Source organism: Dysgonomonas sp. GY75, assembly GCF_015234155.1.
GTDB classification, from domain to species: Bacteria; Bacteroidota; Bacteroidia; order Bacteroidales; family Dysgonomonadaceae; genus Dysgonomonas; species Dysgonomonas gadei.
Genome location: NZ_JADCLQ010000012.1, coordinates 75,125 through 89,858, shown reverse-complemented (window position 1 = coordinate 89,858; position 14,734 = coordinate 75,125). Strand labels below are relative to the sequence as shown.

Annotated in this window: 10 protein-coding genes; 3 read left to right on the top strand and 7 right to left on the bottom strand. The window is 41.2% G+C overall.

Annotated elements, in window-relative coordinates; all coding sequences use genetic code 11:
- Positions 1-49: 49 nt before the first annotated feature.
- From purL to rluF, 4 genes are all read right to left on the bottom strand, one after another.
- Positions 50-3,742, bottom strand: a complete 3,693-nt coding sequence (gene purL / locus IR083_RS05725) for a phosphoribosylformylglycinamidine synthase (protein WP_194223597.1) — start codon at positions 3,740-3,742, stop codon at positions 50-52.
- A 221-nt stretch (positions 3,743-3,963) separates the two neighbouring features.
- The gene (locus tag IR083_RS05720) at positions 3,964-4,572 is read right to left on the bottom strand and encodes a hypothetical protein (protein ID WP_194223596.1); all 609 of its coding nucleotides are present in this window, start codon (positions 4,570-4,572) and stop codon (positions 3,964-3,966) included.
- Positions 4,562-5,065 (bottom strand): RNA polymerase sigma factor, encoded by a 504-nt coding sequence (locus tag IR083_RS05715; protein WP_006798424.1) that lies wholly within the window; start codon positions 5,063-5,065, stop codon positions 4,562-4,564. Before IR083_RS05715 ends, IR083_RS05720 begins: the two co-directional genes overlap by 11 nt.
- Positions 5,066-5,473: 408 nt before the next feature.
- On the bottom strand, positions 5,474-6,502 hold the full coding sequence (rluF, locus tag IR083_RS05710; RefSeq protein ID WP_006798423.1) for a 23S rRNA pseudouridine(2604) synthase RluF: 1,029 nt from the start codon (positions 6,500-6,502) through the stop codon (positions 5,474-5,476).
- Between the two features lie 667 nt (positions 6,503-7,169).
- Here rluF and IR083_RS05705 point away from each other — a divergent pair.
- The 3 genes from IR083_RS05705 (at position 7,170) to dprA (ending at position 10,389) form a co-directional block, all read left to right on the top strand.
- Positions 7,170-8,489: a UDP-glucose dehydrogenase family protein gene (locus IR083_RS05705; RefSeq protein WP_194223595.1), complete on the top strand. Its 1,320-nt coding sequence runs from the start codon at positions 7,170-7,172 to the stop codon at positions 8,487-8,489.
- A 106-nt stretch (positions 8,490-8,595) separates the two neighbouring features.
- The gene (locus IR083_RS05700) at positions 8,596-9,267 is read left to right on the top strand and encodes an ABC transporter ATP-binding protein (RefSeq protein WP_194223594.1); all 672 of its coding nucleotides are present in this window, start codon (positions 8,596-8,598) and stop codon (positions 9,265-9,267) included.
- The gene (dprA, locus tag IR083_RS05695) at positions 9,268-10,389 is read left to right on the top strand and encodes a DNA-processing protein DprA (RefSeq protein WP_194223593.1); all 1,122 of its coding nucleotides are present in this window, start codon (positions 9,268-9,270) and stop codon (positions 10,387-10,389) included.
- 33 nt (positions 10,390-10,422) lie between these two features.
- On the opposite strand, the gene IR083_RS05690 is transcribed toward dprA, so the two are convergent.
- The 3 genes from IR083_RS05690 to IR083_RS05680 all read right to left on the bottom strand — a co-directional run bounded on the left by IR083_RS05690 (position 10,423) and on the right by IR083_RS05680 (position 14,557).
- Positions 10,423-11,070: a DUF1349 domain-containing protein gene (locus IR083_RS05690; protein WP_194223592.1), complete on the bottom strand. Its 648-nt coding sequence runs from the start codon at positions 11,068-11,070 to the stop codon at positions 10,423-10,425.
- A 9-nt stretch (positions 11,071-11,079) separates the two neighbouring features.
- Positions 11,080-11,865, bottom strand: a complete 786-nt coding sequence (locus tag IR083_RS05685) for an IclR family transcriptional regulator (protein WP_194223591.1) — start codon at positions 11,863-11,865, stop codon at positions 11,080-11,082.
- A 181-nt stretch (positions 11,866-12,046) separates the two neighbouring features.
- The gene (locus IR083_RS05680) at positions 12,047-14,557 is read right to left on the bottom strand and encodes an outer membrane beta-barrel family protein (protein WP_006798417.1); all 2,511 of its coding nucleotides are present in this window, start codon (positions 14,555-14,557) and stop codon (positions 12,047-12,049) included.
- Between the last annotated feature and the right edge of the window lie 177 nt (positions 14,558-14,734).

Below are 14,734 nucleotides of genomic sequence, written 5' to 3'. Positions count from 1 at the left end.
TCTTAGCTTATACTCTCATTGCAAGTCCCCCTTGGGGGATTTAGGGGGTTCATTCACTTTTCACTTTCTTCACCCACTCCCTTGCATTTACAAATGCCTCCATCCAAGGGGTAAAGTCATCTTTCCGATGTTCGAAAGGATGGTGTCCACATTGCCAAGGGAACAGTGAGCGTTCGAGGTGAGGCATCATTGCCAGATGGCGTCCGTCTTTCGAAACAACACCTGTTATATTATAATCGGAACCGTTTGGATTTCCCGGATATTCACTGTAGATATATTTGGCTACTACGTTATATTCGGATTCGACCTTTGGCATCGCAAAACGTCCTTCACCATGTACTGACCATATACCAAGTGTGCTGCCTGATAGTGAACCTAACATGACAGAGTTGTTTTGCGGAATTTCTACGCTCACATAAGTCGATTCGAATTTATGGGATGTATTGTGTTCCATTTTCGGGTGTTTGTCATGTTCCGGATAAATGAGGTCGAGTTCCATCATTAGCTGGCAACCGTTACATACTCCGAGGCTCAGTGTATCTTTGCGTTCGTAATATTTACGAAGGGTCTCTTTTGCTCTATCGTTGTAGATGAAGCTACCGGCCCATCCTTTTGCCGAACCAAGTACATCCGAGTTGGAAAATCCTCCGCAAAATACTATCAGATTGATGTCTTCCAATGTTTCACGTCCCGAAGCAAGGTCGGTCATATGGACATCCCTTACGTCGAAGCCGGCAAGATGCAGGGAGTAAGCCATTTCACGTTCGCTATTTGTACCTTTCTCACGTATAACAGCAGCTTTCAGCCCTGTTGGGGCAGTTCTGTTAGGATCGATTCCGTATTGAGCGAATTTACCTGTAAACGAAGGGTTGAACTTGAATTGAAGTGGTTGTTTCTTATAGTTTTCGAAACGTTGCAACGCCAGTTTTTCGGTACTTTGTTTCCTGTCGAGTAGATATGATGGTTCGTACCAGGCATCACGCAGTTCGTCTATATTGAATTCCTGACTGAAAGTATCTTTTTGGATAACAAACTTACGCTCTTCTATCGGGCGGGCAACAATGGCGAAGCCGATACCATAATCGTCCAGTATTTTTTCTACCAGATGATGATGCTTCACCTGAATGAGGATACCCGGATTTTCAGAGAATAATACTTTGACCAGGTCTGCATGGTGCAGTTTGTCAAGGCGGGCTTCGAGTCCTCCCTGCGGATTGGCAAAACACATTTCCAGCATGGCTGTAACAAGTCCTCCGGCAGATATATCGTGTCCGGCAAGTACCAGACCTCTGTCTATCAGTTCCTGCACTGCATTGAATGCATTTTTGAAATATTCAGGGTCTTTCACGGTCGGCACTTCTTCACCCAGTTTGCTCATTGTCTGAGCAAAAGCGGAACCTCCAAGTTTGAAGGTGTCGAAAGAAAAATCGATGTAATAAAGGTAAGTACCTTTGATATATGCCAATACCGGAGATACAATCTTGCGGATATTTTTCACTTCACCCGCAGCCGATACAATTACCGTACCGGGTGAATATACTTTGTCATCTCCATATTTCTGTGTCATCGACAGAGAGTCTTTACCTGTAGGAATGTTTATTCCCAGTTCGCAGGCAAATTCCGAACATGCCTCTACGGCTTTGTATAATCTTGCGTCTTCTCCCGGATTCTTACAAGGCCACATCCAGTTTGCACTTAATGAAATACCTTTCAGTCCATCCTCGATCGGGGCGAAGATAATATTTGTCAACGATTCGGCTATTGCCAGTACAGAACCTGCACCCGGGTCTACCATCGCAGCCTGCGGCGCATGGCCGATAGATGTCGCAATACCAGCCTTTCCTTTATAATCGAGGGCTACGGCGCCAAGGTCACTCAATGGCAACTGAATTTCCCCCTGTGTCTGTTGGCGTGCAACCTTGCCTGTAACCGAGCGGTCAACTTTATTTGTCAGCCAGTCTTTGCAGGCAACGGCTTCCAGTTGGAGCACGTTCTTTATATATTCTTCCAGTTTGGATAGATCATATTCAGGATTTGCATAAACTTCGTCGATTGTCTCGTCGCGCATGATTGTCTTAGGCGCTTTTCCGAAGAAGTCTTCCAGTTTGAGGTCGATAGGACGTTTACCGTCAGCCTGTTCGAAAACAAACTTCATGTCGTTTGTAGTTTCACCTACAACATACATAGGAGAACGTTCGCGTTCCGCAATACGTTTAATCCTGTCGGCAGCGTCGGCAGGGATAAGCAAGCCCATACGCTCCTGACTCTCATTTCCTACAATTTCTTTTGACGAAAGGGTAGGGTCACCGATAGGAAGTTTGGATATGTCTATTTTTCCTCCGGTAGCTTCTACAAGCTCCGAAAGACAGTTCAGATGTCCTCCTGCGCCGTGGTCGTGAATAGAGACAACCGGATTATTATCCGATTCTGCCAATGCACGTATCACATTTGCGGTACGTTTCTGCATTTCGGGATTGGCGCGTTGTACAGCGTTCAGTTCTATACCGCTTGAGTATTGTCCTGTGTCAACTGACGATACAGCGCCTCCGCCCATACCAATACGGTAATTGTCTCCTCCGAGGATGACCACTTTTTCGCCGGGTTTCGGCTCGCCTTTCAGTGCGTCGCGCTTGTTCGCAAAGCCGACACCTCCGGCAAGCATGATTACTTTATCGTATGCAAATTTCTTCTGGTTTTCCTGATGCTCGAATGTAAGCAAGGAGCCGCAGATAAGCGGTTGTCCGAATTTGTTTCCGAAATCGGATGCTCCGTTCGAAGCTTTTATAAGTATTTCTTCCGGTGTCTGGTATAGCCAAGGGCGTTCCGGCATAGTTTCTTCCCATGCCTTCCCTGCTTTTGTACGGGGGTAGGACGTCATATATACGGCGGTTCCCGCGATTGGCAGGGATGCCTTTCCTCCGCCCAGACGGTCACGGATCTCACCTCCCGAACCGGTAGCAGCACCATTGAACGGCTCTACGGTAGTAGGGAAGTTATGGGTTTCGGCTTTCAGTGAGATAACAGATTTGATTGTTTTTTTCTGATAAAGACTCGGCTCTTCCCCTTTTTCCGGTGCAAATTGTTCTATTTCAGGTCCCTGGCTGAAAGCTACATTATCTTTGTATGCGGATACCAGCTTGTTGGGGTTTACCTGCGATGTTTTCTTTATTAATTTGAAAAGCGAACTTTCTTTCTCTTCTCCGTCGATGATAAATGTACCGTTGAAAATCTTGTGGCGGCAATGTTCCGAATTTACCTGTGAGAATCCGAATACTTCGCTGTCGGTCAGTTTCCTGTTCAGTCTTTTGCTTACTTCGTTCAGATATTCTATTTCATCTTCGCTAAGGGCTAGGCCTTCCTGCTTATTGTATGCTTCTATATCATCTATTTCGATGATCGGTTCAGGTTGCTTGTAAATATTGAATACTTCCTGATTAAGCCCGTCATAGATGCGTTGAAGCATCGGGTCGTGTTTTACATCGTTTGTATCTACCGGAAAAAATTCCTCGATACGGATGATTCCGTCGATACCCATATTCTGCGTGATTTCCACTGCATTTGTACTCCATGGTGTAATCATTTCGCGGCGGGGACCAACAAAAAATCCCGGAACATTTTCTGCTTCGAGCAAGATCGCACCACTGAATGCCCATGTGAGGCGTTGGATAAAATCGGCGTTAAGACTTGAGTTTGTTTGAACAGCAATGATGTTCTTGGAAGGGGTTTGAAAGAAGGAAACCATATTTTTATTTCAAGTTAATAAATTGACTTTTTAATAGGCATACAAAGGTAGTGAAAAGAATTATAAAATAATAAAAATATGGATAGTGAACGGTCATTAATTTTAAATTTCCGAACAGATTTATTTTAGTACATGACAAAGAAAACTATATTGCTTTTGGAGCCTGTTTAAACTTTATATATATAAAATTCAAACAGGCTCTTGGATTTTGATGCTATTCTTTATTTCTCCCAGTCTATTTGCTGATATAATTTTCTGAGGTTATACAGATTCTTTATCCGATTATTCCTGTTTTTTCGGGCTATGAGATAAGCCACAGGCACCCCGACAAAAGTTCCCACGAGCAGGGCTGTAAAGAATTCGGGAGACAGAAGGAATTCCAGATAAGGCTTGTTTGCTATATATACATTGACAGAAATGAGCGTAAGTATGAAAACGACCGGAGGAACAAACTGATTCGATAATGAATATGACGATTTCTCCAAAACGTCTATTCTATATTTGAGCCATGCTTTCAACGGTTGATCGGGGGCGTATCTGTTCATTTTAGAGAACGATATAATCTTAAATATATATGTCGCAATCATTGAGACTGCAAGGATCGTATTGCCTATTACAAAAAGAGGATCATGTAAACGGCTTACGGCCGATAATACCAAATACAGCAAAAATGCCACCGCTATAAATGGCAGGGTATCGAGAGGGTAGAATTTGCGTATCGAAGTTCTGGCCTTGGCCAATAATATTTCGTTTAGTTCATCTTTTGTATAATTGCTTACTTTGTTGTCTATTTCTGATTTCCAGAAATCTTTTAATGTACTATCTTCCATGACTTAATCTATTTAATTGGATTTTCAATTCATTCTTTGCCCTGTTTATCCGTGTCCCTACATTCGACTTCGATATGCCGAGTATTTCGGCAATCTCTTCATAACTGCGTTCTTCGAGATAGAGCAGCATCAGCGATTTGTCGAGGTCGTTGAGCCGGTGAATAGCTTCGAGTAATATTTCCATATCCTCTTTTTTATCCATTCCCTTGTGAGGGTCGAGCCCCTGTTGCGAATCCGGAAAAGACTCCTGTGCGATAAAGCGGCTGTCGGTACGTATCTTTGAGATAGAGGTGTTGATGGCTATATTGTACATCCACGAACCTATCTTTCTTTTGTCTTCCAACTTGGGAAAAGATCGCCATAGCTGATAAACGACCTCTTGGAAGTTATCCTGCCTGTCGGTTTCTGTGCGGAAATACACAAGACAAATTTTGTGTATGATTCCCTGATAGTTGGAAAGAATTTCAAGGAAATCTTTTTTGAGTGATTCCATTACTTAAAATATTCGATGTTACTATATAGTCGGACTCGACAGGGATTTATTACAAAAAATACAATATTTGTGTTGAATATTATTATCGATTTCTTTTTTATCCGTCCAGGGTTCACAAAAAAAAACTGAATTCTAAATCTCTGCCAAATTAAAAAGGGTTTTATTTAGCGGAGATTTAGAATTCAGACTCAGTGAAAAATAAGAAGCTGTTTGAATTATACCGGAATAAATAAAAACAAACTTTTAACAACCTTTACCAGCCTCTGTTTGGCTGCTTTAAGTATCTTTTTAACCTTTTTCTCTTGGTTTAGCCCGCTAAATCTGCGATAAAAAGGCTAAAAATCTATCTTAAATCAGCTCAAAACAGGCAGGCAATATAACTCAAACAGCTTCTAAGAATTGAAAATCCTATTTCAGAGGTTTCTTTTTAGATTGATTTTTCGCTTTCGGTTTCGGACCTCCTTTTGGTTTGTTCGCAGCTACTTTTTGTTTGCCTACGCGTAGTCCGCTGGCAGGTTTACCTTTTCGTTTCGGTTTTGCCTTGTGTTCATTTTCGTCAGAGGATGGTGCAGCGGTATTTGAAGATTTACTATTTGTGCTGCCCGGCTTGTCTGTCTTGTCCTTCTTTCCGTACTTTGCAGCAATACTGGCTTTTCTATAGTCCGTTTTTATATCAAACTCTTCAAGGGCTTTGTTAAAAGCTTTATTGCTCGGCGCCTTAGACATCTGAGTTTTTTCTGAGTTTTCCAGCATATCGAAAAGTCCTTCCAGTTCAGTCGGTGTCAGGTTGCGCCAGTTACCCTGTCCCAGATCGCCGAGTTTGATATTCATTATCTGTATGCGTTCCAGCTTGAGTACTTCATAATCGAAATATTCGCACATACGTCTGATCTGCCTGTTTAGCCCCTGTATAAGCGATATGCGGAACATGTAGGGGTTTATCTCTACTATTTCGCATCGGCGGGTAACGCGGTCCAGTATGGGAACACCCTGTGCCATGCGTGTAAGGAAGTCTTTGGTAATAGGACGGTTCACTTTTACAAGGTAATCTTTTTTGTGATTGTTCCCTGCACGCAATATTTTATTTACAATATCGCCATCATTGGTTAACAGAATTAACCCCTGAGAATCTTTATCAAGTCGTCCGATAGGAAATATCCGTTGTTCGTGCCGGATGAAATTGATAATGTTATCCCTTTCCTGCGGATCGGTAGTGCTGACAATACCTACCGGTTTATTGAAAGCGATGTATACCGGCTCGATTTTATTTACGATAAGTTCTCCGTTTACTTTTACTTTTTGTCCCGGAAGAACACGCATTCCTACTTGGGCGCGTTTGCCATTGATAGTCACACGGCCTTCTTCGATGAAGCGGTCGGCCTCGCGCCGGGAGCAGAATCCGGAGTTGCTGATATATTTATTTAATCTATATTCCATTTTTAGTATAAGTGATGTCGGAGATGATTTTGTGCAAAGATAATTAATTTGTTTCGTTTATTTCTTTTGTTGGAATATTCATTGATAAAGAGAATTAGTGTTGGAAAACTTTATCTATATCGGTGGCTGATAGTTATTAACTATTAGAGAATAGTTCTTTGAAGTATTGATTAGCCCGCTTAATCCTCCAAGGGGGACTTACAATGAGGGTAAAAAGCAATAAATAGAACAAGTGTAACCTTTTAAGCCCTCCAACCTCTCCGAGTGGGAGGCTATAGGGAGAGTGAAAAACTAATTATTAATTGTTTTCTGTGTAACCTTTGTTACCTTTTGGGGAAACTGTAGGGGCGAAATATTTTTCGACGGCAATGATCAGCGGGTGAAAGGTGTTTCACTTCTACAAAAGACATAAAAACTGTAACCTTTGTTACCTTTTTTTTATTGTTTTAATGAAAGTGATTGGTAATTAGTTTGTTATATTGAAAGCTGTGAGGAGAGATGTTTTCTAATCTGATAATGTCTAAGATTTTTTAATTGGATTTGCACATTAATGCTTATGCGTACGTATTTACTAAAAATATATTATCTTTGTGCCAGAAAATCAAACCTGTTAAGTTTATATATTATCACAAGTATTTATAAAACGCAAAAATAAAATTTATCATTAATGAAAATAGCAATAGTTGGTACGGGGTATGTGGGTCTTGTTACGGGGACTTGTTTTGCCGAAATGGGAACAGGAGTCTACTGTGTTGATATAGACCAGAGGAAAATTGAAAACCTGAAGAATGGCATTATACCTATTTTTGAACCCGGGCTGGATGAAATGGTAGAACGTAACCATAAAGCGGGGCGCCTGCAATTCACTACCGACTTGAGTTCCATTATTAATGATGTTGATATTGTGTTTTCAGCTGTGGGTACACCTCCGGATGAAGATGGTAGTGCAGACCTCAAGTATGTGCTTGAAGTTGCCCGTACAGTAGGAAAAAACCTAAATAAATACATGGTGATTGTCACCAAAAGTACTGTGCCTGTAGGAACAGCCAAATTGGTAAAAAAGACTATACAGGAAGAACTGGACAAAAGAGGTTTATCTGACTTGAAGTTCGATGTGGCTTCCAATCCTGAATTTCTGAAAGAAGGAGCTGCTATTACAGACTTTATGCAGCCCGACCGTGTAGTTGTGGGTGTAGAATCGGGAGAAGCTCAAAAACTGATGGAAAAACTATATAAACCATTTACACTGAATAACTACCGTATTATCTATACAGATATTCCATCTGCCGAGATGATTAAATATGCAGCGAATGCTATGCTTGCTACACGTATCAGCTTTATGAACGATATAGCAAATCTGTGTGAAATTGTAGGAGCAGATGTAAATATGGTGCGTAAAGGGATCGGTTCGGATGCCCGTATTGGTTCTAAATTTCTGTATTCCGGTTGCGGATACGGGGGCAGTTGCTTTCCTAAGGATGTGAAAGCGATTATAAAAACAGCAAACAAACTCGGGTATAAAATGGAGATACTTGAGGCAGTGGAAAATGTAAATGAACGCCAAAAAAACATCCTTTTTGATAAGCTAATGAAATATTACAATGGCGATATCAAAGGAAAAACCATTGCTGTATGGGGATTGGCTTTCAAACCGAAGACCGATGATATGCGTGAGGCTCCTGCTCTGGTGCTAATAGAAAAAGTGATAAAAGCCGGAGCGAAAGTACGTGTTTATGACCCGGTAGCAATGGAAGAAGCAAGAAAGCACCATTTGGGAGATACAGTAGTGTATGCGAAAGATATTTACGATGCGACCCTCGATGCTGATGCTATACTGATGGTGACAGAATGGAATGAATTCCGTCTGCCAACATGGGAAGTGATTAAGAAAACAATGAATAAACCTGTCGTTTTTGACGGGCGTAATATCTATAATAAACAAGAGATGAATGATGCAGGTTTCGATTATTTCGGAATAGGTATCTAATTTTAATTGGCAGATTAGCAGATTTGAAAATTAGCAAATGAGCCCTAAAACTCTGTTATTTAATTTGCTAATCTGCTAATTTTCGAATTTGCTAATTGATAATAAAATGATTGCAGTAGAAGGAATTACCAAAAGCTTTGGTTCTCTCAAAGTATTGAAAGGGATAGACCTCCGTGTAGAAAAAGGGGAGATAATATCTATAGTGGGTGCCAGTGGTGCGGGTAAAACCACTCTTCTGCAAATTATGGGGACGCTGGATAAGGCTGATAGCGGAACTGTTTATATTAATAATGAGAATCTGAGCAGACTGAATGATTCTCGCCTTTCGGATTTCCGTAACAAAAATATCGGATTTGTATTTCAATTCCATCAGCTATTGCCGGAATTTACAGCATTGGAAAATGTAATGATCCCGGCTCTTATAGGAAGAGTGAAGGAATCGCAGTCCAAAGCCAAAGCGAAAGAACTTCTGGATATGCTTGGATTATCGCTCCGTATGGAACATAAGCCTAATGAGTTGTCGGGAGGGGAAAAGCAGCGGGTGGCCGTTGCGCGTGCGCTGATAAATAATCCGGCTGTGATACTTGCGGATGAGCCTTCAGGCAGTCTTGATTCTGAAAATAAAGACGAGTTGCACCAACTGTTTTTCAAACTACGTGATACGCTTGGTCAGACTTTTGTTATTGTAACGCATGACGAGCATCTGGCCTCTATAACTGATCGCACCATCCATATGAAGGATGGTATGATATTAGGAAACCTGTCTGAAACTTTATAAATGAGTATATCTGCTGATAAGCGTCTTTATCAGATCGCCCTTACCCGGATATTAGGGGTGGGCGATATTACCGCGCGTAATCTGCTGCAGGTGGTAGGTGATGAAGAAGCAATATTCAGGTCGGGCAGGAAATCGCTATTAAGTATTCAGGGACTTTCGCCCAAACTTGTTGGAGAGATATTAAATCCGGAAGTATTGAATAGGGCAGAGAAAGAACTTGAGTTTGTAGAAAAGAATGGTATTTCTACCTACTTTATCAGTGATAAAGATTATCCCCACCGTCTGAAAGATTGTGCCGATGCTCCGGTACTCTTTTATTTCAGAGGGAAAGCTGATTTTAATGCGGACAAGATAATAAGTATTGTTGGTACCCGCAATTCAACGAATTATGGCAACAGCTTTTGTGATGCATTTTTAGAAAAGATATCCGCAGTGTTACCCGATACACTTATTGTTAGCGGGCTTGCTTATGGAATAGATATACATGCCCACAGAGCTGCTCTCAAATATAACCTGTCCACGGTGGGAGTGCTGGCCCATGGCTTGGATATGATTTATCCGGCTGTACATAGGCAAACTGCGATAGAGATGTTAGAAAAAGGAGGGTTACTTTCCGATTTTCCGAGCAAGACCGATCCTGACCGCTATAACTTTGTTCGCCGGAACCGTATTGTGGCAGGCATGGCAGATGCTGTTGTGGTTGTGGAATCGGACGAAAAAGGAGGCTCACTGATAACTGCTGAGATTGCAGGCTCGTACTGTAAAGATATATTCGCTGTACCCGGCCGGATGTCGGACAGGTATTCGCGCGGATGCAATAAACTGATAGCCTCTCATAAAGCGGATTTGTTCCAGTCGACAGAATATTTCCTTCAGCAAATGGGTTGGGACGATGCGTCGCAGAAAAAGAAGAAAATGCCGCGTCAGCAAAACCTGTTTGTCGTTCTTACAGACGAAGAGAAGATCATTACAGATAAGCTGGGCACAATAGATTCGCTACATATAGATCAGCTGGCCAGAGAACTGAATATCCCGGCGTATCAATTGTTTACCACTCTTCTGGAGTTGGAAATGAAAGGGCTGATAAAGAACCTTCCGGGCAATATGTATGCTCTTGCCTAAATAAAAAAGGGCGGATATTATCGCCCCATTTTGTTATTGATTGTTCTTTAGCCATTGCAAACGCCGCTGATCCGGCAAATGAGTAACCTTGAAATTTTCGAATTTAGCGTCGAAGCCTTTCCCATCCGGGCATGCCGCCATTAGCCCCACCATAACGGGGATATTGTCCTGTAGATGGGCATTGCGCATCATTGTATAAGTTTTGTCATCGAAGGAATAGAATACTTCCACAGCATCGAGCCTTCTTACTGCTTTGATCCAGACAAATGAAGGTGTATTATCCAATGCGATAACGCTCCAGTCACTCGTTTTGTGAGTAACGACCGTGCTCAGGTTAAACTTTCCATCGACAAATTCCACACCTGCTTTTATGTAATTTTCGTGGTCTATACGAAGCATTAGCCCCATCTGGTCGAAGCGGGCTTTATAATCGCCTGTGATTTTTACTTTCACCTCGAATTCACCGCCATAGGTTACATAGTAAAAAGGTGCGTCATCTACTGTGAAGCCATAATGCGAGATACGCCAGTAATCGCTTTGCGGAGTAACAAACATACTTAATGTATTATTTTTTATTTCCCATTTTTCGGGTTCGTTGAACCATTGCATCTTTTCGAGGCTTTGAGCCATTGCTGACTGAACTGAGGCAATTGCCAGAAGGCAAATGATAACTTTTTTCATCTTATTATTTTATTTTAATTTATGTTTATAGCCGATGTTTTGGGATATTTCCAACCCTGCATTACGAGTCTGCAAACCTACACTTCTGACTTTGTCTTCGGATAGCCGCCCTGCCGGGCCTGATGTCCATATGCAGGCGATTGCATTGCCCCGTTCGTCGAAGATGGGTGCGGCAATACAATGTACTCCTTTTACTGTTTCGTTCAGGTCAAGGGCATATCCGTCTGTAACAATTCTGTCGAGTTCCTTCTTTAATAGGCCTTTCTCCGTGATGGTATACTCGTTATGTGCTTCGAAATGGATTTCTGAAAGTTTCTCTCTTTGGTCTTTCTCAGGCATAAAAGCTAACAGGACTTTACCCGGAGCAGTCGAATGTAGATTAAACCGCATTCCCTGTTGTAGGGTAAATACGAAATCGAGGTTACCTTGTACTTGTTTAATCAGAACTACTTCTGTATCTACAAGTGTCCCTATCATGACTGATTCACCCACCTTGTCTCGCAACCGTTTCATATATTCTTCCGATTTTTCTATGATGTCGTAACTGCTGACAGCGGTCAGGCCAAGCAATAGCAATTTGTGAGACAGAAAATAACGAAGGCTGTCCGGTTCACGGCCTATATAACCCAGATCGAGAAGATTAGTCGCTATTTTGTATATTGATGATTTGGGATAATCGAGTATGCCTACTATCTCCTGCAGAGTCAATCCCTTAGGGTACTTTGATAGGGATTCCAGCAACTCCATTGCTTTTGTAATCATTGATATATTCGTTCTATCTCTATTTTCAACCATAAGTTCATATTTATGAATCATATTGCTCTTTATTTCTATATGTGTATATAGTCTCTGTTTGTGTATAAATGTAATATTTATTATTTTTATTACAAATGAAAAATCGGTTTTTGATTTGATATAAAACAAAAAGAGGCTTTTCAATTATTGAAAAGCCTCCCATATATTATTAAGATGCCGGCTAATTCTGTCCGCCACCTTGTCCGCCTTGAGTACCTTGATTACCTTGTCCGCCACCCATATTATCATCATTATTGATGCTTCGCTGAGCTTTCTTTATCTGGGCTTTCATCTCTCCGAAGCGGAACGAAACAGAAATACCGAATTGGCGCATCCTGCCCTTCATTATTGACTCTGTATGGAATGTATCTGTGATGGTTTTGGTTTTGAACTCATTGTCTTTCTTAAATGGATTTTGTGCATAGGCACGGAATTGCAATCTATCTTGCATAAATCCTTTCGAGAAGGAGATGCTATGAAAGAAGAAAGACGGGCCTTCACCTTGCAGGTTTATTTGACGGCTGAAAAATCCGGTGTTTAAATATGCTTTAAAATTTTGAGGAAATGAGTATTGCCCTCCGGCGAATATATTACCGGCAAAGCCGTTGTTGCTTGTTTTTTCATTGAGAATGGAGGTCCTGTTAGATTTTATATCCACATATCTTCCCGACATGTTACTGTATATACGGATCTTGTCATTAGGACTCCAGTTTACATAAGCCGACAAACCAAGATTTTTTCGTTCGCCTATATTTTCATAGGTTGTTGTAGAAACTCCATCTTCGCGTGTAGTAATATTTTCAATGCCATTGTCTTCGAAATCATAAGACAGATTTGCATTGAAATTTAACTTTTGGCTAAATGAACCGAAATTTAAACTGAAGTTATGATTCTTTACAGCATCCAGTCCCGGATTACCCTGCTGGATATAATTGGGGTTCGTTGTATTCACATAAGGATTCAGTTGATAAATTCCCGGACGCTGTATGCGCATATTATATCCGAAGCGGATATTCTGAGCCGGTTTTATTTGGTATGTAAGGGTTGCAGACGGAACCAGATTGGAGTAATCGACTTTGAAGTCCATATCGTCTTTTTGGGGGAACTTTGCGTCCAACCAAGTGGCTTCGTATCTTAGACCTGTTTTAACGCCCCATTTCTGGAATTTAGCGCTATATCCACCATAAGCAGCAAGGATATCCTGTTCGTGCCTGAATTCGTCATAGATTTGTGGTACATTTACCCATTGACCTGATCCATTAAGGATATCATAGCCGCTGTTGCTCTGATTGAGCCGGATGATGTATTTAGCACCTGCTTCAAGGTTGTGTATCTTACCGAATGGTGTGACAAAGTCTACTTGGAAAGTATGTTCTTTCATATCGGCATCGGTATATTGGCGGTTAGTGACAGCTGTAGCTGGTTTTGTCCCGCTTAAGAGATTTATATCGCTGTTTGATTCCTGATCATTAGGACTGAGACTGAACCTGTAAGATGCGGTCAGTAATTGATCTTTCTTGCTAAATGTACGTTGATAATCGACATTGACATCGGTGCCTCCATAGTTTTGCTTCGAATGACTGTCGTTGTTATATTTATATTGTGAATCACGATCTTTATTCAGCATTTCCACGACTTGCTCCGATTGGGATTTGCCGTTTCCATAATACCGGTTGAAGCCTACATTGATAAGATTGAGAGTGTCCAGTTCAAAGCTTATTTCACCGTTTCCGTACTGGCCGTTTCCATTATTTTTTGATGCTCCATCCTGATACAGATATTTGTTATTGGTACTCGTATAATCTTCAGTAAATGAGTTTGAACTTCCCCATGGACGTTTATACTCATAATAATTATATCCACCTGTAAATCCTAGTTTTCCATATTTCATTTGCAAATAAAGGCCGCCTCCGAATCCGCCCAGATCATCTACACGTCCGTTTAATGTAGCGGTATAGCCACCCATCGATGTATTTTTCTGGGTTATAATATTAATAATCCCTGCAACACCTTCCGCATCATACTTTGCTCCCGGGTCGGTAATGACCTCTATATCCTTTATAGAACTCGCCGGCATGCTGCGCAATACATCTTTCGGATTGCTTGTTATCATATTCGATGGTTTGCCGTTGAGGTATATTTTATAATTAGAGGAGCCTTTGAGCTGTATGTTTTCTTCTCCATCGACAGTTACCATGGGTACTTTTTTCAACATATCCAATACGTTGTTGGTTTTAGACTCGGGATCATCTTCCATACTGTACGTGATTTTGTCCAAATCTACTTTCACCAGCGGTTTCTGAGCCGATATGACCACTTCCGACAGAGCCTGGGCATCATCAGGCATAAGGATTGTGCCGAGATCGAGTGTTTTTGCATTTCCGATTTCAATTGTTTTTGTAACCGTTTTTTTTCCGATAAATTCGGCAGTGAAAAGGTACTCGCCTTTTTTGTTCATAGTCAGCTGAAACTTACCGTTGTCGTCACTTGCTACAGCTTTTAGCAATTGAGGAGTGGCTCCTTTGTCTGTTATTTTAATTGTGGCATAAGGCACTGTCTCATTTGTCAGAGAATCTACCAGCTGTCCTTTCACAAGAACATTTACGATATTGGCAGCCGGGGTACTGGTCTGTGCCGACATAGATGAAAAACCTGTAATAAACAGGACGATTAACAGGATACGGATTTTCATAAAGAAATTTTTATATGTTTTTTTAGTTCAATTTGGGATGGCTAAGATATAAATTGATTTTACTTATCGATCCACCTTCTACGAATTTGTCGTAATAATTATATTTTTATCACTAAGTGTCGATTTATTTTATTCTTTTTAACAAAATAATGCATTTGTTATATAAAAAAAGCGCCT

What these genes read in the sequence shown, in the direction of transcription:
- purL (WP_194223597.1), bottom strand. Translation starts at nt 3,742, where the DNA reads ATGGTTTCCTTCTTTCAAACCCCTTCCAAGAACATCATTGCTGTTCAA.
- IR083_RS05720 (WP_194223596.1), bottom strand. Translation starts at nt 4,572, where the DNA reads ATGGAAGATAGTACATTAAAAGATTTCTGGAAATCAGAAATAGACAAC.
- IR083_RS05715 (WP_006798424.1), bottom strand. Translation starts at nt 5,065, where the DNA reads ATGGAATCACTCAAAAAAGATTTCCTTGAAATTCTTTCCAACTATCAG.
- rluF (WP_006798423.1), bottom strand. Translation starts at nt 6,502, where the DNA reads ATGGAATATAGATTAAATAAATATATCAGCAACTCCGGATTCTGCTCC.
- IR083_RS05705 (WP_194223595.1), top strand. Translation starts at nt 7,170, where the DNA reads ATGAAAATAGCAATAGTTGGTACGGGGTATGTGGGTCTTGTTACGGGG.
- IR083_RS05700 (WP_194223594.1), top strand. Translation starts at nt 8,596, where the DNA reads ATGATTGCAGTAGAAGGAATTACCAAAAGCTTTGGTTCTCTCAAAGTA.
- dprA (WP_194223593.1), top strand. Translation starts at nt 9,268, where the DNA reads ATGAGTATATCTGCTGATAAGCGTCTTTATCAGATCGCCCTTACCCGG.
- IR083_RS05690 (WP_194223592.1), bottom strand. Translation starts at nt 11,070, where the DNA reads ATGAAAAAAGTTATCATTTGCCTTCTGGCAATTGCCTCAGTTCAGTCA.
- IR083_RS05685 (WP_194223591.1), bottom strand. Translation starts at nt 11,865, where the DNA reads ATGGTTGAAAATAGAGATAGAACGAATATATCAATGATTACAAAAGCA.
- IR083_RS05680 (WP_006798417.1), bottom strand. Translation starts at nt 14,557, where the DNA reads ATGAAAATCCGTATCCTGTTAATCGTCCTGTTTATTACAGGTTTTTCA.